22 protein-coding genes are annotated in these 21400 nt (G+C 72.2%); 12 read left to right on the top strand and 10 right to left on the bottom strand.

Features of this window, described 5'->3' with window-relative positions; all coding sequences use genetic code 11:
* Nucleotides 1–98: 98 nt before the first annotated feature.
* Nucleotides 99–740: a response regulator transcription factor gene (locus tag ACTWPV_RS05060; protein WP_347642341.1), complete on the top strand. Its 642-nt coding sequence runs from the start codon at nt 99–101 to the stop codon at nt 738–740.
* Nucleotides 741–813: 73 nt separating this feature from the next.
* Here ACTWPV_RS05060 and ACTWPV_RS05055 read toward each other — a convergent pair whose 3' ends face one another.
* Both ACTWPV_RS05055 and ACTWPV_RS05050 read right to left on the bottom strand, forming a co-directional pair.
* Nucleotides 814–2508 carry a sensor histidine kinase gene (locus ACTWPV_RS05055; RefSeq protein ID WP_443150773.1) on the bottom strand — a complete coding sequence of 565 codons (1695 nt, stop codon included), beginning with the start codon at nt 2506–2508 and terminating at the stop codon, nt 814–816.
* A 63-nt stretch (nt 2509–2571) separates the two neighbouring features.
* Complete coding sequence (locus tag ACTWPV_RS05050) at nt 2572–3414, bottom strand: universal stress protein (protein WP_443150772.1); 843 nt, start codon at nt 3412–3414, stop codon at nt 2572–2574.
* A 157-nt stretch (nt 3415–3571) separates the two neighbouring features.
* Here ACTWPV_RS05050 and ACTWPV_RS05045 point away from each other — a divergent pair, with 157 nt between their 5' ends.
* Nucleotides 3572–4021 carry a pyridoxamine 5'-phosphate oxidase family protein gene (locus ACTWPV_RS05045; RefSeq protein WP_347642338.1) on the top strand — a complete coding sequence of 150 codons (450 nt, stop codon included), beginning with the start codon at nt 3572–3574 and terminating at the stop codon, nt 4019–4021.
* A 29-nt stretch (nt 4022–4050) separates the two neighbouring features.
* On the opposite strand, the gene ACTWPV_RS05040 is transcribed toward ACTWPV_RS05045, so the two are convergent.
* From ACTWPV_RS05040 to ACTWPV_RS05030, 3 genes are all read right to left on the bottom strand, one after another.
* Nucleotides 4051–5028, bottom strand: coding sequence for an Acg family FMN-binding oxidoreductase (locus ACTWPV_RS05040; RefSeq protein ID WP_443150771.1), 978 nt, complete (start codon nt 5026–5028; stop codon nt 4051–4053).
* A 55-nt stretch (nt 5029–5083) separates the two neighbouring features.
* Nucleotides 5084–5578 (bottom strand): pyridoxamine 5'-phosphate oxidase family protein, encoded by a 495-nt coding sequence (locus ACTWPV_RS05035; protein WP_443150770.1) that lies wholly within the window; start codon nt 5576–5578, stop codon nt 5084–5086.
* Nucleotides 5579–5735: 157 nt separating this feature from the next.
* On the bottom strand, nt 5736–6290 hold the full coding sequence (locus ACTWPV_RS05030; protein ID WP_443150769.1) for a TetR/AcrR family transcriptional regulator: 555 nt from the start codon (nt 6288–6290) through the stop codon (nt 5736–5738).
* Between the two features lie 62 nt (nt 6291–6352).
* Between ACTWPV_RS05030 and ACTWPV_RS05025 the strand changes: the two genes are divergently transcribed.
* From ACTWPV_RS05025 to ACTWPV_RS04995, 7 genes are all read left to right on the top strand, one after another.
* Entirely contained in the window at nt 6353–6538 is a 186-nt protein-coding gene (locus ACTWPV_RS05025) for a nuclear transport factor 2 family protein (RefSeq protein ID WP_443150768.1), read from the top strand.
* A gap of 31 nt (nt 6539–6569) precedes the next feature.
* Complete coding sequence (locus ACTWPV_RS05020; RefSeq protein WP_443150767.1) at nt 6570–7583, top strand: zinc-dependent alcohol dehydrogenase; 1014 nt, start codon at nt 6570–6572, stop codon at nt 7581–7583.
* A 112-nt stretch (nt 7584–7695) separates the two neighbouring features.
* The gene (locus tag ACTWPV_RS05015) at nt 7696–9804 is read left to right on the top strand and encodes a DUF6351 family protein (RefSeq protein ID WP_443150766.1); all 2109 of its coding nucleotides are present in this window, start codon (nt 7696–7698) and stop codon (nt 9802–9804) included.
* Between the two features lie 54 nt (nt 9805–9858).
* Nucleotides 9859–10941, top strand: a complete 1083-nt coding sequence (locus tag ACTWPV_RS05010; protein ID WP_347642333.1) for a sensor histidine kinase — start codon at nt 9859–9861, stop codon at nt 10939–10941.
* Nucleotides 10938–11531, top strand: coding sequence for a response regulator transcription factor (locus tag ACTWPV_RS05005; protein WP_347642332.1), 594 nt, complete (start codon nt 10938–10940; stop codon nt 11529–11531). The genes ACTWPV_RS05010 and ACTWPV_RS05005 overlap by 4 nt, the downstream gene beginning before the upstream one ends.
* Nucleotides 11532–11578: 47 nt before the next feature.
* Entirely contained in the window at nt 11579–12589 is a 1011-nt protein-coding gene (locus tag ACTWPV_RS05000) for a hypothetical protein (RefSeq protein WP_347642331.1), read from the top strand.
* 30 nt (nt 12590–12619) lie between these two features.
* Nucleotides 12620–14179: a PucR family transcriptional regulator gene (locus tag ACTWPV_RS04995; RefSeq protein ID WP_347642330.1), complete on the top strand. Its 1560-nt coding sequence runs from the start codon at nt 12620–12622 to the stop codon at nt 14177–14179.
* A gap of 2 nt (nt 14180–14181) precedes the next feature.
* Here the strand turns inward: ACTWPV_RS04995 and ACTWPV_RS04990 are convergent, their stop codons facing one another.
* From ACTWPV_RS04990 to ACTWPV_RS04980, 3 genes are all read right to left on the bottom strand, one after another.
* Nucleotides 14182–15015: a polysaccharide deacetylase family protein gene (locus ACTWPV_RS04990; protein WP_443150765.1), complete on the bottom strand. Its 834-nt coding sequence runs from the start codon at nt 15013–15015 to the stop codon at nt 14182–14184.
* Nucleotides 15016–15137: 122 nt separating this feature from the next.
* The gene (locus ACTWPV_RS04985) at nt 15138–16265 is read right to left on the bottom strand and encodes an NADH:flavin oxidoreductase (RefSeq protein ID WP_347642328.1); all 1128 of its coding nucleotides are present in this window, start codon (nt 16263–16265) and stop codon (nt 15138–15140) included.
* 1 nt (nt 16266) lies between these two features.
* Nucleotides 16267–16881 carry a DUF1989 domain-containing protein gene (locus ACTWPV_RS04980; protein ID WP_443150764.1) on the bottom strand — a complete coding sequence of 205 codons (615 nt, stop codon included), beginning with the start codon at nt 16879–16881 and terminating at the stop codon, nt 16267–16269.
* Nucleotides 16882–17257: 376 nt separating this feature from the next.
* On the opposite strand from ACTWPV_RS04980, the gene ACTWPV_RS04975 reads away from it, so the two are divergent.
* Together ACTWPV_RS04975 and ACTWPV_RS04970 are read left to right on the top strand one after the other, a co-directional pair.
* On the top strand, nt 17258–17473 hold the full coding sequence (locus ACTWPV_RS04975; RefSeq protein ID WP_347642326.1) for a hypothetical protein: 216 nt from the start codon (nt 17258–17260) through the stop codon (nt 17471–17473).
* A gap of 64 nt (nt 17474–17537) precedes the next feature.
* Nucleotides 17538–18146, top strand: coding sequence for a TetR/AcrR family transcriptional regulator (locus tag ACTWPV_RS04970; RefSeq protein ID WP_347642325.1), 609 nt, complete (start codon nt 17538–17540; stop codon nt 18144–18146).
* 9 nt (nt 18147–18155) lie between these two features.
* Here the strand turns inward: ACTWPV_RS04970 and ACTWPV_RS04965 are convergent, their stop codons facing one another.
* Together ACTWPV_RS04965 and ACTWPV_RS04960 are read right to left on the bottom strand one after the other, a co-directional pair.
* Entirely contained in the window at nt 18156–19118 is a 963-nt protein-coding gene (locus ACTWPV_RS04965; protein ID WP_443150763.1) for a quinone oxidoreductase family protein, read from the bottom strand.
* Nucleotides 19119–19235: 117 nt separating this feature from the next.
* Complete coding sequence (locus tag ACTWPV_RS04960; RefSeq protein ID WP_443150762.1) at nt 19236–20897, bottom strand: ABC-F family ATP-binding cassette domain-containing protein; 1662 nt, start codon at nt 20895–20897, stop codon at nt 19236–19238.
* Nucleotides 20898–21041: 144 nt separating this feature from the next.
* On the opposite strand from ACTWPV_RS04960, the gene ACTWPV_RS04955 reads away from it, so the two are divergent.
* Nucleotides 21042–21383 (top strand): hypothetical protein, encoded by a 342-nt coding sequence (locus tag ACTWPV_RS04955; protein WP_443150761.1) that lies wholly within the window; start codon nt 21042–21044, stop codon nt 21381–21383.
* Nucleotides 21384–21400 lie beyond the last annotated feature (17 nt).

Raw genomic sequence — 21400 nt, 5'->3', positions numbered from 1 at the left:
AGGACCCGGGGACCAAGGACCTTCGTCCCGCCGTGGCCCCGGCAGGCGGGTTGACGTGAAGCTTGGGCGGTCCCGCGTCTTTGACTAGTGTCGGAGGCATGATTCGTGTGTTCCTCCTTGACGACCACGAGGTCGTACGACGCGGGGTGGCCGCCCTGCTGGAGTCCGAGGACGACATCGAGGTCGTCGGCGAGGCAGGAACCGCCGAGTCGGCCACGGCCCGCATTCCCGCGCTCCGGCCGGACGTGGCGGTGCTGGATGTGCGCCTGCCCGACGGCAACGGCGTCGACGTGTGCCGGGAGGTCCGCTCGCAGTTGCCCGGGCTGGCCTGCCTGATGCTCACCTCGTTCGCCGACGACGACGCTCTGTTCGACGCGGTGATGGCCGGCGCCTCCGGCTACGTGCTCAAGCAGATCCACGGCTCCGACCTGGTCGGCGCGGTCCGCACGGTCGCCTCCGGGCAGTCCCTGCTCGACCCGCAGACCACCGCGGCGATGTTGCAACGGCTACGCGAGCAGGCCGCCAGGAAGGACCCGCTGGCCGAACTGACCGAACAGGAACGCCACATCCTCGACCTCATCGGCGAAGGGCTGACCAACCGGCAGATCGGCGAGCGGCTGTTCCTGGCCGAGAAGACGGTCAAGAACTACGTGTCCAACCTGCTGTCCAAGCTCAACATGCAGCGCCGCACCCAGGCGGCCGCGTTGTCGGCCCGGCTGCGGGCCGGCAAGCGCGAATGAGCCTGGCGCCGTGCTCAGCACCTCACTGCGTTGCCTTACTGCGTTGCCTCACTGGGCGCTGGCCCGGCACGCGTCAAGGGAGGGGGACGTGCCAGCGCAGCCTGGTGCCGCCGTCGTCCGGGGCTTCCAGCTCCGCGGTCCCGCCCAGGCGGCCGGCCCGTTCGCCGATGTTGCGCAGGCCGCTGCGGCGAGCGCTGTCTCCCAGGCCGACGCCGTTGTCGGTGACCACGAGGGCGAGCTGGCCCTTGGAGGTTTCGACTGAGACCTCCGCGCGGGTGGCGTGGGAATGGCGCACGACGTTGGACAGGGCTTCGCGGAGCACGGCGAGCAGGTGCTCGGCCACGGCATCGGGCACCAGGGCGTCGATCTGGCCCTCCATGCGCAGCCCCGGCATGAAACCCAGGTGGCCGCTCGCTCCCTCCACCAGGTCGACGATCCGCGCACGCAGGCTCGGAGCCGCCTCCTCGCGCGGAGTCTGCAGGGCGAAGATGGACGAGCGGATCTGCCGGATCGTCTCGTCCAGCTCGTCGATCGCGTGCTGCAGCCGCTTGGCCGCCTCCGGCCGTTCCACCAGCCGGACGGTGCTCATCAGCGTCATCGCGGTCGCGAACAGCCGCTGGATGACCACGTCGTGGAGGTCCTTGGCGATGCGGTCCCGGTCTTCCAGCAGGCCGAGCCGTTCGGCGTCCTGGCGGGCCTCGGCCAGCTCCAGCGCGAGCGCCGCCTGGCCCGCGAACGACTCGACCATCTGCTGGTCGGCCCTGCTGAACGGCAGCCGTCCGCTCCGCTTGGCCAGCATGAGGACGCCTCGCACCCGCGGCGGCGTCCCCAGCGGCACCGCGAGGCCGGGCCCGTATCCCGGCCGTCGCAGCGGCGAGTCGGGGTAGGCGGCCAGATCCGGATCGGACCTCGGCTCGCCCCGGGTGAAAGCCTCGCCGGCCAGCGTCGCGCCGACCTCGAATCTCATCGCCAGCGACTCGTCCGCTCCCTCGCCCTCCGCCACGTCCACGGTCAGTGCCTGGCCGGACGGCTCGGGAAGCAGGAGCTGGACCAGGTCCGCGTCGCACATCCGGCGGGCGCGCGCCGCCATGGTGGTGAGCACCTCGCGGGAGCCGACGCCGGACAGCAGGCTCGTGGTGATCTCCGTGGACGCCTGCAGCCAGGTCTCGCGCCTGCGCGACTCCTCGTACAGGCGGGCGTTCTCCACCGCGACGCCCGCGGCGGCCGCCAGCGCGACGACGACGGCCTCGTCCTCCTCGTCGAACTCGCCGCCGCCGCGCTTCTCGGTCAGGTAGAGGTTGCCGAACACCTCGTCCCGCACGCGTACCGGCACTCCGAGGAACGTGCCCATCGGCGGATGGCCCGGCGGGAAGCCGTACGACTCCGGGTGGTCCGAGATGCGGCCGAGCCGCAGCGGCCGCGCGTCCTTGATCAGCAGACCGAGCAGGCCGAGCCCGTGCGGCCAGTGCTCGATCCTCGCGATCTCCTCCTCGCTCAGTCCCACCGGGATGAACTGGATGAGCGTGTGTTCCTCCCCGATCACCCCCAGCGCTCCGTAGCCGGCGTCGACCAACCTGGTCGCGGTCTCCACGATCCGCCGCAGCACGGTCTCCAGGTCCAGGTCGCTGCCCACGGACACGACCGCCTCCAGGAGGGCGTGCACCCGATCGCGCGTGGCCAGCACGGCGTTCAGCCTCGTCTGCAGCTCGGCCAGCAACTCGTCGAGCCGCATCTGGGGGAGCAGCGGATGCTGCTCGCTCTCCGACATACCGCTCAGTTTCGCACCTGGACGGCACGTCGCCCACCGCGGGCCACGGGCTGGGCGGCGAGGTCAGGCGCGGACGACCGCCACCGGGCATCGGGCGTGGTGCAGGACGCCCCGGCTGACCGAGCCGAGCAACATCGCGCTCAGTGCGCCGCGTCCGTGCGAGCCCACCACCAGCAGGTCCGCTCGTTCGGAGGCGTCGGTGAGCGCGTCCACGGGATGCGCGGAGGGAACGTCCTCGATGGTCTTCACGTGCGGATGGCTCTCGGCGAAGGCTGCCAGCCGGACGCGCACGACCTGGTGCTGCGCCGTACGGATCTCGTCCATGTCGTAGACGAGCTCCGGCGCGTAGACGTGCACCGGGAGCTGCCAGGCGTGCACCGTGCGCAGGGCGGCTCCCCGCAGTTCCGCCTGCTGGAAGGCGTAGGCGAGCGCGGGCTCGCATTCGGGTGTGTCGTCCACGCCCACGACGATCTCCCCGTGCACCGGGCGGTTCTCGCCGCGCACGACCACGACGGGGCAGTGGGCGTGCCCGGCCACGTGCGTGCCGACCGAGCCCACCAGGGCGCCGGCGAATCCGCCGAGACCGCGGCTGCCCACCACGACCTCGGTGGCGCCTGCGGCCTGCTCGCGCAGGACCGCGGCGGGCCTGCCCTCGACGTGCCGGGTGGTCACCTCGACGGTGGGCCGGCGCTCGTGAACGAGCTCCTCCGCCTCGCGCAGGATCGTCAGCCCTTCGCGCAGCAGCAGATCGGGCAGGCCGATGCTCGCATATTTGCCGATCTGGTACGAGCTGCGGTCGACCGCGTACACGATCCGGAGCGGCACCCCCATGCGGAAGGCGTCGCCCGCCGCCCATTCCACGGCGGCTCGTGCGGCCACGGAGCCGTCCACTCCCACGATGATCATGACATGTCCTCCTTCGTCGCACCTCCATCGGAACCCGCCCGCCCCGGCAGGGTGCAGGGCCGGAGGTCGGCTTTCCCCGGGCCGAAGGACCCTGTCTGCCGCGGGGGCACGTGGGTAGCGTCATCGTCGTGACCACCACCGGAAGGGAGACACCCGCATGACAAGCAGTGGCGACTTCGGGACGTCGCGCACGGGTACGGCCGGATCCCCACCGGAAGTGCTCGATCGCGAGGAGTGCCTGCGGCTGGTGGCGCCCGGCGGCATCGGCCGCGTGGCGTTCACCGGCTCGCAGGGGCCGACGGTGCTGCCCGTCAACTACACGGTCCACGACGGCGCCATCGTCTTCCGCACCTCCTACGGCGGGCCGATGGACCAGGACCTGCGCACGGGCCTGGAGGGCGTGGACATCAAGATCGGTTTCCAGGTGGACCAGATCGACGTGGCCCGGCGGGAGGGCTGGAGCGTCCTCATCCAGGGTCCGGCCCACCATGTGCCGCACGACGAGACGCCGGATGCCGACATCACCCCGTGGGCGGGCGGCGAGCGCCACCTGTACATTCGCGTCGTCCCGCACCAGGTCACCGGCCGCCGCATCCACGGCCTCTGAGGATCCCCGGGGTCAGCCCCGCTCGGCCCTCACCACACGACCTCGGACAGGGGACGGCGCACCGAGCCCTTCTCGTCGAAGGTGACGCCCAACCTCATGAGCATCTGCGGGTGCTCGCCCGAGCAGAGCCCCTGCCTCATGAACTCGCGCAGCAGGCCCATCTCCAACGCCTGGGTGTGAAAGGCGGCGCTGACGCCGTACGCCGAAGCACGCAGCAGAACGTGCTGCAGCGCCTGCCCCGCGGCGATCCAGTCCTGGCGGCCGTCACCCGGCGTGGTGAGCAGCGCCACGACTCCGACGGCCGCCGCGCCGCGCGGGTCGGCGTCGTAGCCCCAGTCATGCCGCCAGGCGTAGTCCCGCTGGGGGAAGCGCGGCTCGGTCGGCGCCGCCGCGCGGGGGTAGCCGTCCGCGGGCACCCCGTCGGTGCGGCTGCTGCCGGGTGGCCTGGCCCAGCGGATCACCTCGAGGCTGAAGCGCCGGTCCTGCGCCTGGACGCCCTGGGCGGCCTGGGTGAGCGCGGCGAGCACGTCGACCGCCTCCGGGGCGCGGACGGGCGTCAGCTTGGCCCCTTCGCTCAGTGCCGCCGCGCTCAGCCGGTCGATGAGCCTGTCGGGCACCGGCACGTCGGCGAAGCCCGCCCGGTGGGTACGGCGGTGCCGGATCTCGCCGGCCAGCACCGCGGTGGACTCGTCGGGCTGGATCCCGGCGCCCGGCCGGAGCGTGGCGAGCAACGACGGGCGGTCCGGGTCCGGCAGGACGCGTACGACAGGCTCGAAGCCTTCGTGGCGCAGCACCGTACGCATCGTGAACAGGGCAGCCCCGCAACTGATCAGCACCTCGCGGCCCGTGGTGTCGCTGACACGCAGTTTCCTGTCCGGGTCGGCCCGCAGGCTGATCGTCTCCTCCGACACCGAGAAGGTCCAAGGCTGCGTATTGTGCACGGACGGTGCCCAGCGCGCCGCCTCCACCGCGGCGTCAAGCACCCGCTTCGCCGAAGGGATGGCCATGACTCTCACCTCCATAGGGGTCAGGCTCAGCGCATCACGCGGGAGGGGTGCCCGGTCAGGGCCGAAGGTCCCGGCCTGGAGGGTCGTCGGCCCTCCGGTCCGCGAGAGCCGCGGCGGGAACCAGCATGAACCCCGTGACGATCTCCGGCTCGATGCGGATCACCTGGTCCATCTCGCCCGCCACCCACGGGAGCAGCATGGTCTTGAGCCGGGTGGCCTCCCGGGGATCGGTCACGAGGCGCGCCACCCCGGTGACGATCACGCTCCAGCCCAGGCGCTCGTGCCCGTCCAGCTCGTCGGCTTCGAAGGCCACCACGGCCTGCGCGGGCGCCACATGGGTGCTCACGATCGTGCCCGGGTGGGACCGGATGACGATCCGCCCGTCCACCACGAGGTGGTTCACCGGCCGGACCGCGGGCAGCGCGTGGCGGGTGAAGACGATCCGGCCGAACGGCACGCCCGCCAGCAGGCGCATCGCCTCGCCCTCGGGCAGTTCCCGCAGGCGCCGAGCGCTCGCGCCGTCGAGCCGTTCGCCGGAGTGGTACGTCACCCCACCACCCTCCCGCCCCGGCCGCGGCGGAGAACAGGGACCAAAGTCCCTTTCCGCGGGAAAGCTCCTTGTGTGTCATCCAACGGCCGGCCCCGCGACCGGTGATCGGCGGCGGTAGGCGTGAAGCGCCGCCGCCACGGTCCTGGCTTCCGTGGACCTACGTGAGCACGGCGCGGCAGGCGGACACGATCAGCTCGTCGACGGACGGCGGTGGCGATCGCCGGCCCAGCAGGTGGCGCCGGACCGCGCCGTAGGGGACGTCGACCACGGCGAAGGCCAGCCGTTCAGGGTCCACGCCGGAGCGCGCGGCGAAATCGTTCAGCGCGGCCGCCACCCGGGCGTCGCACCGGTCCAGGTCGTGACCGAGCTCGGCAGGCCATCGAGCGGCCAGGTCCTCGCGACGGTGCAGGAGAAGCAGCGCCGCCTCGGCGGGATGCGCACGGCACCAGCGTGGGACGTGCAGCGCGGCAGCCTCGGCACCCGCGTCCGCCAGGGCGGAGATGAACCCGTCCTGGAATCGTCGGACAGTACGCAGCCACAGGGTGGCGATCAGCAGATCACGCGAACCGAAACGGTGGTAGAGCGAGCCGGTCGGACCACCGAGCCGGGCGGCGATGGCCGCCATCGTGGCGGTGCCCGGTCCGCTCCCGGCCACGATCGCCAAGGCCGCGTCCAGGATCTGGTCCTGGCTGAACTTGGCCGGTCTTCCCATGGGACGGGCCTCCTGATATTAGTTGACAGATTCTAGAATATCGCCACTAGAAAGGGGATGACATGTCCACGACGACCGCTGTGGTCGAGCGGTTCGGGCACTACCGGGGCACCGCCCGTGCCACCGACCGCGCTCATGAAGCCGAGTTCGTCCATCTGTGGCAGGTCACCGACGGCCGGATCTCCTGGCTGCACCAGTACACCGACACCGCCCGCTGGCACCAGGCGCTCTCTCCTGAGGCGGCATGAAAGCTCGGACATCGGGTGGGAGGCCACGCCGGTGCGCGCGCTGGTGCTGACCGGCCCGGGCCAGGCCGGCGTCCACGAGGTCGAGCCGCCGGCCGCGGCACCCGGGGAAGTGATCGTGGACGTCGAGCGGGTCGGCGTGTGCGGGACGGACGTCGAGCTGTTCACCGGCGGGATGAGCTACCTGCGCAGCGGCCGGTCCTGGTATCCGTTACGCCCCGGCCACGAGTGGTGCGGGCGCGTCGCCGCGGCCGGGCAGGGAGTGGACGGCGACTGGCTCGGCCGCCGCGTCACGGGCGACACCATGCTCGGTTGCGGACGTTGCGAACGCTGCCGCGGCGGCCGCCACCACGTCTGCGCCGACTCGGCCGAGATCGGCATCAGCCGGGGCCGCCCGGGCGCGCTGGCCGAACGGCTCGCGGTCCCCGTCACGGCCCTGCATCCCCTGCCGGACACCGTGGATCCCACGCTCGGCGCGCTCGTCGAGCCGGGAGGCAACGCGCTACGGGCCGTCCGCGCCGCCGAGCTCGGCTCGGGCGAGCGGCTGCTGGTCCTGGGCACGGGCACGATCGGCCTGCTCGTGGCGTTGTTCGCGCGTGCTGAGGGAGTCGACGTTCACCTGATGGGCCGCGACGAGGAGGCCCTGTCTCCGGCCCGGCGGCTCGGCTTCGCCAACGTCTGGACCCGCCCCTCGCTTCCGTCGCTGCGCTGGGACGCCGTCATCGACGCCTCCAACGCGGCCGGGTCGCCCGGCCTCGCGGCGCGGCTGGTCGAACCCGCGCGGCGCGTGGTCTGCATCGGGCTGGCCGGCGCCCCGTCCACGATCGACACCCGCGAGCTGGTGCTCAAGGACGTCACCGCCGTCGGCATCCTGGGCGGCTCAGCCGGGCTGGAGGGAGCCATCGCCGCCTACGCCCGCGGCTCGGTGGACGCCCGCCCGCTCGTGGCGGCCACGGTCGGCCTCGCCGAGACCGCCGGAGTCCTCGCCGGCCACCGTCCTCCCGGCGCAGGCCCCGGCCCGAAGATACACATCGACCCACGGCGCTGAACCGGCCGCGGCTGGACGGTCTCTGGCGTGGAGATCGTTTATGGCGTAAAAAGCCCATATGAGATCGTTTGCGCGTCGTTTATCTTCCCTGTCGGCCGCCGGGGTCGTCGCAGTGACCCTCGCCTCGGGCCCGGTGGCCGCCACGACCTCCGAAGGGGGCGACGGCCTGCGCTTCACCGTGCTCTCGTCGCGCCCGCAGGTCGTCTCAGCCGGTAACGCCCTGGTCCGGCTCGACGTCCCGGGCGGATCCGTCCAGAAGGTACGGGTGACACGCGACGGGACGGACGTGACCTCGAGCTTCCGGCCCGTCGACGGCGGCAGGGCGCTGGAAGGGCTGGTGACGGACCTGCGGGCCGGGCGCAACGTTCTCACCGCGTCGGCGCGCGGCGTCCGGCCGGCGCGGATCGTTCTCGACGACCACCCGGTGACGGGACCGGTGTTCTCGGGGCCGCACGAGCAGCCGTTCATCTGCGACACGGCCGAGTTCACCACGGTGACCGGAAGCAAGCTCGGCCCGCCGGCGGACGAGGACTGCTCGATCGCCACCCGGGTCGACCACGTGTACCGCACCACGGCCGGGAAGTTCGCACCGCTGCCCGCGGGCCAGACCCGTCCGGCCGACCTCGCCTGGACGACGACGAGCGAGGGCCGCCGGGTGCCGTACATCGTGCGGGTGGAGACCGGCACCGTCAACCGGGCCGTCTACGAGATGTCGATGCTGGCCGATCCCGCCGCCGATGAGCCGGATCCGTGGCGGCGCTCGCCCGGCTGGAACGGCCGGCTGATCTACACCTTCGGCGGCGGCTGCTCCAGCGGATGGTACGTCCAGGGCCGCAACACCGGCCACGTGATGGACGACAGGATGTTGCGCCAGGGGTATGCCGTGGCGTCGTCCTCGCTCAACGTCTTCGGCAACAACTGCAACGATCTCCTGGCCGCCGAGACGACGAGCATGGTCAAGGAACGCTTCGTCGAGGCGTACGGCGCCCCGGCGTTCACGATCGGCTGGGGCTGCTCGGGCGGGTCTTACCAGACGCACCAGATCGGCGACAACTATCCCGGCCTGCTCGACGGCATCGTCTCGGGATGCAGCTTCCCCGAGGTCGGCTTCGGCACGGTCAACACGATCACCGACGCGCGCCTGCTCGACCACTACTTCCGCGAGGTCGCGCCCGACGCCTTCAGCCGGGAGCAGCAGCAGGCGGTCTCCGGCTTCGGGCGCTGGGAGAGCATCGCGAACCTCGGCCGGGGCGGCGGCCGGATCGACCCGCGGATCTTCTGCCCCGGCCAGCTGCCCGCGCCGTTGCGCTACCACCCGGAGAGCAACCCGACCGGCGCCCGGTGCGACGTGTACGACCACACCGTGAACGTCTACGGCCGCGACCCGCGGACCGGGTTCGCCCGGCGGCCGCTGGACAACACCGGCATCCAGTACGGGCTGGGCGCCCTGCGGGACAAGGCGATCACGGTCGAGCAGTTCCTGGACCTCAATGAGCGGATCGGCGGCTTCGACGCCGACGCGAACCACGTGCCGGAGCGGACGCGGGCCGACCTGGCCGCGACGCGCGCGGCGTACCGGAGCGGGCGGCTGCTCAACGCGGGCGCCGGCCTGGCGCGCATGCCGATGATCGACTACCGCGCCTACACCGACGACGCGCCGGGCGGGGACATCCACATGCGGTTCCAGTCGTTCTCGACCCGGGAGCGGCTGCTGAAGGCGAACGGCACGTTCGACAACCAGGTCATGCTCGTCGAGGACAACCGGTACGGCGGGTTCTCGCTCAACAGCCCCGTCCTCCTGGACGCGCTGACGCAGATGGACCGGTGGCTCACCGCGATCGCCGCCGATCACGGCCCCGGCCGCCCTGCCGACAGGGTGGTGCGGAACAAGCCGCGCGAGCTCACGGACGCCTGCTGGACCCGTGACCCCGAACCCCGGAAGATCACCGAACCCCAGGTCGCGGGCAACGGCACGACCACCTGCAACACGCTGTACCCGGTGTGGACCTCGCCGCGGCTCGTCGCGGGCGGCACGATGGCGAACGACATCGTCAAGTGCCGGCTGCGGCCGATCGATCCCGCCGAGTACGGGACGCCCCTGACGAAGCCCCAGCTCGACCGGCTGCGGAAGATCTTCCCCGGCGGGACCTGCGACTGGAGCGCGCCCGGGGCCGGGCAGCAGGGCCTCGCGGGTACCTGGCAGTCGTTCGGCAAGCGCTGACATGTGACATTCGTCAGGGTTCGGCGGGAATGGTCGCTGGCTAGAGTGGAACGCATGAAGGGCCGCCTGTGGACCTCCGTCTATCTCGTCGTCCTGGTGTGGCCAGTGCCCGCGTTCCTGGCGTCCGCCCCTTCGGGCGTCATGGCCGGGCTGATGTTCGCGGGCGTGGCGTGCTTCGTGCTCCTCTACCTGCGGGTCGTGTGGACCGCGCTGGAGCGCCCGCACCGCAACGCCACCCCGTACGCCCTGATCCTGCTCTACCTGGTCGCGGCCGCGGTGGCGCCCCTTCTCGGTGAGATGTGGGTGTTCGCGACGTCGTACTTCCTCATCACCGCCGCGGCCACGGCGCTGCCCGCGCGGGCCCTCCCGGCGGTGACCGGGGCGGTCGTCGGGGCCGTCGCGCTCGCCCTTCCGCTGCTCGGCAGGTCGCTGGCCGACTACTGGTGGATGCCGCTGCAGACCGTCGTGTTCGCCGCCGCCATGCACGCCTTCCTCCAGCTGAACGCCGCGAACAGGGCGCTGAGCGAGGCGAACGTCGAGGTCGAGCGGCTGGCCGTGGACAACGAGCGCCTGCGCTTCGCCCGCGACATGCACGACCTGCTCGGACACAGCCTGGCCGTGATGACGGTGAAGAGCCAGCTCGCGGGCAGGCTCGCCGTCGCCGACCCGGAACGGGCCGGAGCCGAGATGCGGGACGTCGAAGAGCTCTCCCGGCAGGCGTTGTCGGAAGTGCGCGAGGCGATCGCGGGTTACCGGGAGCTGTCGCTGCCCGAAGAGCTCGACGGCGCGCGCCGCGCGCTCGGCACCGCGGGCGTGCGGCTGGAGGTGGCGGCGGACCCGCTCCCCGCCGACGCCGAACCCGTTCTGGCCTGGGTGGTCCGGGAGGCCACGACGAACGTCGTCCGGCACAGCGGCGCCCGCCGCTGCCGCATCCGCCTCGGCGTCGAGGGCGGGCAGGCGTACGCGGAGGTGCTCGACGACGGCCGCGGGCCCGCCGCGGCCGCGGACGCCGGCGGCAACGGGCTGCGCGGCCTCGCCGAGCGCATCCACGTGGCGGGCGGCACGTTGCACGGCTCGGCCGCCGAGGGCGGCGGTTTCCTGCTGACCGCCCGGCTGCCCGTGGCGGACGTGCCGTGATCCGCATCCTGCTGGCCGACGACCAGCACCTCGTACGCGAGGCGCTGGCGGCGCTGCTCGGCCTGGAGCCCGACATCGAGGTCGCCGGCCAGGTCGGCCGGGGCGACGAGGTCGCGGACGCCGTCGCCCGGCTCCGCCCGGACGTCGTGCTGCTCGACATCGAGATGCCGGGCCGCGACGGTCTCACCGCGGCGGCCGAGCTCACCGGCGTACGCGTGATCATCCTGACCACCTTCGGCCGCCCCGGCTACCTGAGGCGGGCCATGGACGCCGGCGTCGCCGGCTACGTGGTCAAGGACGCCAGGGCCGGGGAGCTGGCCGACGCCGTCCGTCGGGTGCACGCCGGCGAGAGGGTGTTCGACCGCAAGCTCTCCGCCGCCAGCCTCTCCGCCGGCACGAATCCGCTCACCAGCCGCGAGCGCGACGTGCTGCGCGCCGCCAACGAGGGCGGCACGATCGCCGACATCGCCCGCCGCCTCTACCTGTCCGACGGGACCGTACGCAACTATCTGTCGTCGGCCATCGGCAAGCTCGGCGCCCGCAACCGGGCCGAGGCGGCGCGCGCCGCCGAGTCCAAGGGCTGGCTCTGACGAATGTCACTACCGGCCGCACCCCTGGCCTGGCGAGGCTGGGAGGCATGGGAAGACGTATCGCGCCCGCGCTCGGGCTCTTCTTGCTGTCGCCGCTGATCGGCGAGTTCCTGCTGGGCAACCTGCCCGTCACCATGCTGGTCGCGCTGATCACGCTGGCCCCGCTGTACGGGGGCGGCGCGCTGCTCGTCCGTGAGCTGGCCAGGCGCCGGGGCGCCGGCTGGCCGGGCATCGTCCTGCTCGCCATCGCCTACGGTCTCGTCGAGGAGGGCCTGGCCACCCGTTCCCTCTTCGACCCCGGCTACGCCGGGATGGACCTCGTCTCGTACGCGTGGATCCCCGGCCTGGAGGTGAGCGCCTGGTGGGTGAGCTTCGTGCTGGGCGGCGTGCACGCCGTGGGCAGCATCTGCGTCCCCATCGCGATCATGGAGTCTTACGTGCCGGCCAGGGCGACGGAGCCGTGGCTCCGCCTTCCCGGGCTGGTGACCGCCGGGCTCCTGTTCGTCTGCGGGGCGGTGGCCGCCGCGCTGTTCGACCCGGCCGCGTACGAACCCTCCATCGCGCAGGCCGCCGCCGTCGTCGTCCTGGCCGGGCTGCTGGTCCTCCTCGCCCTGCGCCGCCGCGGCCGGGCCGTCGGGGCTCAGGTCCTGGCTCAGGGGCGGGCTCCCGGGCCGTGGCCGGTCCTCGGCTTCTCCCTGGCGGCCGGGGCGGTGTTCTGGCTGGCGGCCCTGGCTCTCGACACGCTCGGCGCGTGGCCCGTCGTGGCCGTCAACCTCGCCGTGTACGCCACGGTCTGCACCCTGGTGACCCGCTGGTCCGGGCGGCACGGGTGGGGCCCCGTCCAGACGTTCGCGCTGGCGGCCGGCGGCGTGCTCACCTACGCCTGGCACGGCTTTCCGCAACCGCCCGCCGTACCCGTGGAACCGGCGATCGACCTGGCGGGGAACACCGTCTTCGCGCTGGCCGCCGTCGCGCTGCTCGCCGTGGCCGCGGCCCGGCTGCGAGCACCGCGGCCGGGCCGGGAGGGAGCTCCCGCGTCCATGGAGGGATCTCCATGAACGCCTTGTTCCCCTGGATATAGTCACACCGTGTTCACCCTTCGTTCGCTGGTGGCTCGTTCGTCCCTCCACCTCACCGTGCTGGTCACGGGCAGGCCGGACGCGATGGACGAGCCGGTCGCCTGGGTGCACAACACCGAGCTGCCCGACCCGTCCCCCTACGTGCGCGAGCGGGAACTGGTGCTGACGAACGGCCTGTGGCTCGACCGGGTGTCACCCGCGCGGTTCGTCAGGAGCGTCAAGGGCGCCAGGGGCAGCGGCATCGTCTTCGGCCTGCGCGCCGAGCTGCCCGCCACTCCCCCGGACCTGGTCGAGGCCTGCCGGGAGGAGGAGCTGCCGCTGCTGGAGATCTCCATCGAGGTGCCGTTCACGGCGGTCTCCCAGGCCGTCGCCGACATGCTGGCCGACGAGCGGAAGCAGGCGCTGGTCGGCATGGTACGCCGGGGCGACGCGCTGGCCACGGCCATCTCCCGGGGAGCCGGCGCCTACGGGGTGCTCGACGTCATGCGGCGTGACTACGACCTGCCCCTCGCCGTGGTCGACAGGATGGCCCGCTCGCTCGCGGCGGTCGGCGCCGACCTCGACGCGGACCAGCTGCACGCGGTCGCCACGGGGCTGGCCAAACGCCCGCCGGCTCTGGAGGTGGAGCTGGGGGACGCGGGGCGTGCCGCGCTCTTCCCCGTGGGCGCCGTCGGCGACATCGACGCCGCCCTCATCTGCCTGCGACCCCTGCGCCGGCTCACCTCGGCCGAGCGGGAGGGGCTCGAGCAGGCGGCCAGGTTCCTGAGCCTGGAGGTCGCCAAGCAGCAGGCCGTCCAGGCGATCGAGATGCGCTTCGCCAGCGAGCTCCTGGAGATGGTCCTGTCAGGGGGCAGCCGGGCGGCCGAGGTGCCCGGCAGGCTGCGCGCCTTCGGCGTGGACCCGGGCGGCCCGCTGGCCGTGTGCGCCGTGGCGTTCGCCCAGCACGAGACCGCGACGATGCACGGGCTCGCCGAGGCGATCGGGGAGTTCTTCGCCGCCGAGGGTGTGCCGGTGGTGGTCGCCGGCGGCACGCAGGACGTCGTCGCCGTACTGCCGTGGCGCCATCCGGAACACGGGCTGCCGCCGTTCGCGCAGCGCCTGGTGCGCGGCGTCGAGCGGCGCTTCCCCGGCCTGCGCCCGGTCGCGGGGCTGGGCGGCATCGCCTCGCAGGCAGCCGAGCTGCGGCCCGCCCTCCTGCAGTCCAGGGAGGCCTGCCGCGTGCTCCTGCGCGCCCGCACCGGCCCCCGCGTGCGCGCCTTCTCCGAGCTGGGCACGCACCGGCTGCTCCTCGGGCTGCTCGACGCGGAGACGTCCCGCCGGTTCTCCGCCGGGCTCCTCGGACCGCTGAAGGACCACGACGCCCGGCGGGGCGGCGACCTGGAGCTGACGCTGCGCACGTTCCTCGATCACGACGGGCAGTGGGCGGCGACGGCCACGGCGCTGCATGTCCACGTCAACACCCTGCGCAACCGCCTGGCCAAGATCACCGAGCTCACCGGCAGGGACGTGGGACGCACCGAGGACCGGGTCGACCTGTTCCTGGCTCTGACCATCGACGCGATGGACTGAGCTCAGTCCGGGTAGACGTCCGGCGAGACCTCGGGCGGCCGGTGGCGGCGCACGGCCAGCCCGGCGTCCGCGGCGGCCGACTCGGCGACGTCGCGGCAGCGGGCGAACGACACGTCGGCGCAGCTTCGCGCGTACTCCAGGAAGCGCCGCAGCGCCAGGGCCCGCCCCGGCCGTCCGGACAGGAACGGATGCACGCACAGGTTGAACAGGCCGCCGTAGTGGCGCATCCCGTCCAGCTCGGCCCGCCACAGCTCCAGCACCTTCGCCGGGGACTCGATGACCGAGCCGACGTGCGGAGCCGGCAGGAACGCGTACTGCTCCCAGTCGTCGAGCGACCAGTGGACGGGCAACTCGACGATCTCGCCCGCCGGCGTCCCCACCTTGTACGGCCGGTCGTCCCCCATGAGGGAGGAGTCGTAGCGCAGCCCGTGCTCCGCGACCAGGTCGCCGGTCTGCCAGGACGCCTCCCACAGGGCGGCCCGGTGCCCCCTGATCTCGATGCCCTGGCGGTCGAAGACGGCCAGCGCCCGCTCGAAGTCGGCGCGCTCCTCGCCGGCCGTCATCGACGTGGGCGGGCGATGGCTGTAGGAGTGGTGCGCCACCTCATGGCCCCGCCCGGCGATCGACGGCGCCAGCCACGGGCGGTGCTCGGCCACCCAGCCGGGCACGAAGAACGTGGCCGGCACGGACACCTCGTCGAGGAGGTCCAGGATGCGCGGCAGGCCGACCTCGGGCCCGTACGCCTGATGGGACATCGTGCTCGCGTGGCCGGCGTACCGGCGGCCCCGCGCCAGCACGGGCGTCTCGGCGTCCACGTCGAAGGTCAGCGTGACCACCGCGGCGAACCCCGCACGCCAGCCCGGACCACCGGGCCCCGAGTCCGCGCCCGGACGATCGCCCTGGACACCGGATCCCGGGGCCGCGCCGTCACCCCGGCCACCGGACCCCGGGGCCGCGCTCAAACCGTCACCCCGGCCGCGGGACGCCACAGCCTGGCGTTGTTCAGCGTCGCCATCGGCTGGAGCATGTGGTGGTCGAAGTCCGCCATGGGCAGCCCCTGAGCCAGGCGCCGCGGGAAGTCCGGGTTGGCGAGCGCGCCCCGGCCCAGGGCCAGCACGTCGGCGTGGCCGTCCGCCAGCACCGTGGCCGCCTGGTCGGCGTCGTGCATGCCGCCGTTCGCCAGCACCGGCAGCCCGGTGACCTTCCTGGCCAGGCCCGTGATCGTCATTCCCCCGTCCAGGGTCGCCGTCTCCACCCAGTCGCGTCCTTCGCTGGCGATGTGCAGGTAGCTCGCGCCCGCCTCGGCGAGCGCCGCGAAGATGATCTCCGCGTCCCTGGCACCGCCCGCCCATCGGTGGGTGTGGTCGTTGACCTTGCCCTGGGACAACCGGATGCCCACGCAGAAGCGCGGGCCGACCTCCTCCCGGATGGCGGAGACGATCTCCGCCGCCAGTCGTACCCGGCGGGAGACCGCGCCACCGTATCGGTCGTCACGGGTGTTGGTGTAGTCGGTCAGGAACTGGTCGATCAGGTATCCGTTGGCGCCGTGCACCTCGACTCCGTCGAAGCCGGCCCGCTCGGCGCGGACCGCTGAGGCCACGAAACCCCGCACCGCCAGGTCGATGTCGTCCTGGCGCATCGCGCGGGGCGTGGACCAGGGCCCGTGACCGCCGTACTCGGGCATCTTCTCACCGCGCGGCGGCACCGCCGACGGCGCCATCGTGTCCTCACGGTAGCGGTTGCCCTGCGACAGCGCGCCCGCGTGCATCAGCTGGAGCACGATGGCCGCACCGGCGGCGCGCACCCTGCCCGCGATCTCCCGCCAGCCGGCCTCGTGGCCGTCGCTGACCATGCCGGGCTGGTTGAAGTATCCCTGGCTGTACCAGGTGTCGGTGTAGGTCCCCTCGGTCACGACGAGGGCGAACCCGCCGCGGGCGAACGCCGCGTAATAGTCGGCCATCTCCTCCGTCGGCGTGCCGTCGGAGGCGGCCGACACCCTGGTCATGGGCGAGACCGCCAGCCGGTTGGCGAGGCTCAGCTCGCCGATGGTCTCGGGACGCAGGGCGGGGTGCTGGACGTCCTTCATTTCACTCGCTCCTTGGCTGGTGTTCGTGGTCGCTGAGGAGATCGATCGCCAGCGGCGTCGGCCGGTGACTGTTGATCTCCACCAGGTCCTGGGGGCAGGCCGAGACGGCGAGGACGCAGTCCACGGCCGCCTCGAACGTGATCGCGTCACCCGGGCGGCTGATCGCGCTCAGCCAGCTCAGCCGGCCGTCGCCCGACACCGGGATCCTCATGAACAGGTTGACCGGCTGCGGGGTGCGCGGAGTCGCCAGGCCCAGCGAGGCCAGGCTCCGGCGCAGGTTGTCCGCGCACGAGGCATGGAATCCGGTCACGCCGAGGGCCCGGTAGCGCTCCGGGTCGCAGGCCGCGATGAGCATGTCGTGACAGCCCGGCGAGGTGTCGCCCACCAGGGTGAGAATCGGCCTGCGCCGATCGGTCACGAACTGCTCGCCCACCGCCGGGAACAGGCGGCTGGTGGCGGCCCGCGTGTGAGACGCGCTGAGCTGCTCGGCCGGGTCGTCGGCGGCGAACGCGAACAGGTCGCCCACCTGACCTCCTTCGAGGTCGGTGACGCGTACGCGCTGGCCGGCGCCGACCTTTACCGCCCGCCCTTCGGCGGCGGGCACGATGACTCGCATGGCCCCACACAACCAGCCGCCACCCGCCCACACCATGGAGATTCCCACCACGTCCAGCACCGCCGATGGACGAACCTCCACCACGGGTGCTCACCAGAGGCGACGCTCGCCCGCGCCGCCGTCCTTGCACGTGCACCTACCTACGGTAGTCACCGGTCGTGACGTCCATGAGAAATCACCCTATAAGTACACAAATCACGCGCCACCCATCCCTGACAGGAGAAGATCCTCATCCCTCGGAGGAAAATCCGTATCTGCACATGCATTAGCACGTGCGTCCGAGCTCCCCAACCGCCATAATTTGGGACCACGACGGACGAGAGCACCCAGAAGTACGGTTATCCATTCACGATTCATTTGACCGAAATGAGAAGAAATGAGCGTAACCACACGTATCGCGCTCTGCCTGGCCATCGACCTGCTGCTTTCGCTGGTGATAGCACTCATCGCACTCATCGTCGCGAGGGAGAACGACGTCCTGATGGCCGGAGCGCTTGTGTGGAGCGGAGGCACGTTCATCGCGACGGCCACCCTGGTGACATCGATCATGAACCATACGGGGGCATTCGACCGCGGACAGACGAGCCCCTGACCGGGCACCGCCCGGCCCGGGCGCACTACAGTGGAGCCGGATCCGGCGGGTGGGGAGCGAGGCCATGCAACGTGTGCTGACACCGAAAGGGCAGGCCACCCGGGCGCGCATCGTCGAAGGCGCCGCCGAGGTCGTCCGGGACAAGGGCGTCACCGACGTCACCCTGGACGACGTACGGTCGCGGACCGGCACGAGCAAGAGCCAGCTCTTCCACTACTTTCCCGAGGGCAAGGACGCCTTGTTGCTCGCGGTGGCGCAGTACGAGGCGGATCAGGTGCTGAGGGATCAGCAGCCCCACCTGGCCTGCCTCGACACCTGGGAGGCCTGGTACCGCTGGCGCGACGCCCTCGTGGAGCGTTACGAGTCGCAGGGCGACCAGTGCCCGCTCTATACGCTGTTCCTGCAGGTCGGGCGTAACACGCCGGGCTCGCGGGCGATCGTCGGCGAGCTGATGAGACGCTGGCAGCAGAGCCTGGCCGGCGGAATCATGGCGTTGCAGCGTAACGGCCTGCTGTCCGCGTCCGTCGACGTCGACGAGAGCGCCGCCGCGCTGCTCGCCGCCATCCAGGGCGGCGTGTCGATCATGCTGTCCACCGGGGAGTCCGCCCATCTGCGCACCGCGCTCGACTGGTGGATCGCACGGTTGCGGGCGGCGGCACCCCTGGCCGGATGACCTCTCGGTTCACGGCAGGAGCAGCAGCTTCCCGACCGTACGGCGGGATTCGAGGTCCGCGTGCGCCCGCGCCGCGTCCGCGAGGGCGTAACGCCCTCCGACGACCGGCCTGAGCCGTCCGTCGCCGACGAAGCCGAACACCTCGGCCGTACGCGTGAGCAGCGCCGTCGGGGTGGGCACGTGATCGCGGACGAGGGGATAGGACAGCAGGACGCTGTTGGGCAGTTCCGCCGGGGTGAGCGTGGGGACGCCCATGAACGGGCCGTAGAAGGCGTGCACACCGTGCCGGCGCAGGGCCGCCAACGACGACCGGAACGTCGGCGCTCCGCCTCCGTCGTACACCACGTGCGCGCCCTCCCCGCCGGTCAGGTCCCGCACCCGTTCCTCGAAGCCGCCGCCGCTGGAGACGATGACGTGGTCGGCGCCGGCCTCCTTCGCGACCGGCACCTTCTCCTCCCGCGAGACCAGCCCGATGACGGAGCCGCCCCTCGCCTTGATCAGCTGGGTCAGGACGAGCCCCACTCCCCCGGCGGCGGCGTGCACCACCGCCGTGTCACCCGGCCTGATCGGGTAGGTCTCGGTGGTGAGGTGGTTCGCGGTGAGACCCTGCATCATCACCGCCGCCGCCGTCTCGTCGTCCACGTTCTCCGGGACACGCACCAGCGACTCCGCCGGGATCGCGAGCCGCTCCGCGTAGCTGCCCCGGTGGTAGTACCAGGCGACCCTGTCGCCGGCGGTGAAGCCCTGCACGCCGTCGCCGAGGGCGGCGACGTACCCCATGCCCTCGACTCCCACGATCGCGGGAAGGGTCCAGCCTGGAGCCGGGCCCGTCCGGACGCCGACGTCCATGTAGTTCACCCCGGCGACGCCCAGCCGGACGAGCACCTCTCCCGGCCGGGGTTCTGGATCGGGCAGCTCGGTCCAGCTCATGACCTCGGGACCGCCGTACTCGCTGACACGGATCGCACGCATGGTGAACCCCTCGTCTCTCGTCGCCCTGCGGCACGCCGTCCGACGCCGCATCCCGGGACGGTCACAAGGTAATGAGCGAAAAATGGACCAGCAAGTCCAGAAAACCGCGGGCGACCGTCACTCGCCGGCGGGGCCGCCGCGTTCCACCAGCCGGCCGCCGGACAGCTCCAGCCAGCGGCCGACGTTGATCTCCGCGAGGAACCGCTCGTCGTGGCTGACCACCACGAAGGCCCCTTCGTACGCGCCGAGCGCGCTCTCCAGCTGGCCGACGCTGACCAGGTCGAGGTTGTTCGTGGGCTCGTCCAGCAGCAGGAGCTGGGGAGCCTCATCCGCGCACAACACGCAGGCCAGCGTGGCGCGCAGGCGTTCGCCGCCCGAGAGCACCCCGACGGGCAGGTGGGCCCGCGAGCCCCGGAACAGGAAACGGGCGAGCAGGTTCATCCGTTCGGACTCCTGCATGCCGGGGGCGAACGCTGACAGGTTCTCGGCCACGGTGCGCTCGACGTCGAGCAGGTCGAGCCGCTGCGACAGGTAGGCGACCCGGCCGCCGGCCCGCCTGATGGTGCCGCCGTCCGGCTCCAGCTCACCGCTGATCATGCGCAGCAACGTGGACTTGCCCGCGCCGTTCGGACCGATCAGCGCGATGCGCTCGGGCCCGCGGATCTCCAGGTCGACGCCGGGCTCGGCGAACAGGCCGCGCGCCTGCAGGCGTTGGCCGAGGAAGACCGTACGCCCAGCGGGCACGTTGGTCCCGGGTAGCTGCAGCGCGATCCGCTGGTCGTCGCGCACGGCACGGCCCGCCTCCTCGAGCCGGGCCCTGGCGTCGCTGACGCGGGCGAGGTGGGTCTGGCCGGCCCGCCCGGCCGACTCCTGGGCGCCGCGCTTCATGTTTCCCGCGAAGATCCTCGGCAGGCCGGCGTTCTTGAGGTTGCGGGCGGCGTTGCTCGCCCGGCGGTCGGCCCGCTCGCGGGCCTGCTGCATCTCCCGCTTCTCGCGCTTCAGCTCCTGCTCGGCACTGCGCACGGTCCGCTCGGCGGCCTCCTGCTGCGTGCGTACGGCCTCTTCGTACGCCGTGAAGTTCCCCCCGTAGAAGCGGACCTCGCCCTGGTCCAGCTCGGCGATGCGGTCCATGCGGTCGAGCAGGGCCCGGTCGTGGCTGACCACGAGCAGGCAGCCGTTCCACTCCCCCAGCACGTCGTAGAGCCTGCGGCGCGCATCGAGGTCGAGGTTGTTCGTGGGCTCGTCCAGCAGCAGGACGTCCGGCCGCCTGAGGAACTGCGCGGCCAGGCCGAGCGACACCACCTGGCCGCCGCTCAGCGTTCGCAGGGACCGGTCGAACGCGAGGCCCCCGAGGCCGAGCCGGTCGAGCTGGGCCCGGGTGCGCTCCTCGATGTCCCAGTCGTTGCCGATGGTGGCGAAGTGCTCCTCGCTCGCGTCGCCCGACTCGATGGCGTCCAGCGCGGCGATGACGGGGGCGATGCCGAGCACCTCGGCCACGGTCAGGTCGCCCGAGGCGGGCCCAGAAACAGGCGCAGAAACGGGCGCCGAGATGGTCAGGGTCTGCGGCAGGTATCCGAGCACGCCCTCGACGGACACGCCGCCGCCCTGTGGCCGGTGTTCGCCGGCGATCAGCTTGAGCAGCGTGCTCTTGCCCGCGCCGTTCGGTGCGACCAGGCCCGTACGGCCGGCGGCCACGGTGAAGGACAGGCCGGTGAAGACGGGGGTGTCGTCGGGCCAGGAGAAGGACAGGTTGGAGACGATGATGAACGCGTCGGACATGGGGAAGGACCTCGTAGGAGAACGCGGGGCGCGCCGAAAGCCGCCCGGCGGAAGGGGACAGGGATTCGGGAACGACGACCGGGGCCACGTCGGCGGCGGTCATAGCGCCTGCCGGGGCCCGTCACTCTCCGGTATCACCCGGAGATGTCGTCGTCACCTGCCACGTCTGGTCTCCTCGTCCGGTCACAAGTGCCCTACACCATAGCAGCCGCCGGAACCCGTACGACGCGCGGCGTACGCGTCCTCCCCGTCCGCTTCGCCCCTGCCGTCCACGGCGAGGAGGACCACGGCTTCGTCGCCATCGTCGCGCGGGCCGCCCGGCGGCGCGGAGCCTGCGCCTACCCCGGCGAGGGACACAACCGCCGGCCCGCCGTGCACCGGTCCGACGCCGCCCGCCTGGTCCGGGCCGGTTTTCTGTCCGCCGACGTCCCCGCCACGAGCACGATCGCCCGCCACCTCGCCAGGTGGGGCACGCCCGGACGATGAGTTTTCGCGCCCCCGCC

The sequence above is a fragment of the Nonomuraea sp. KM88 genome, assembly GCF_052245635.1.
GTDB lineage: Bacteria > Actinomycetota > Actinomycetes > Streptosporangiales > Streptosporangiaceae > Nonomuraea.
The sequence above is the reverse complement of the archived record's forward strand: the minus strand, read 5'-3'. Positions and strand labels throughout refer to the sequence as shown.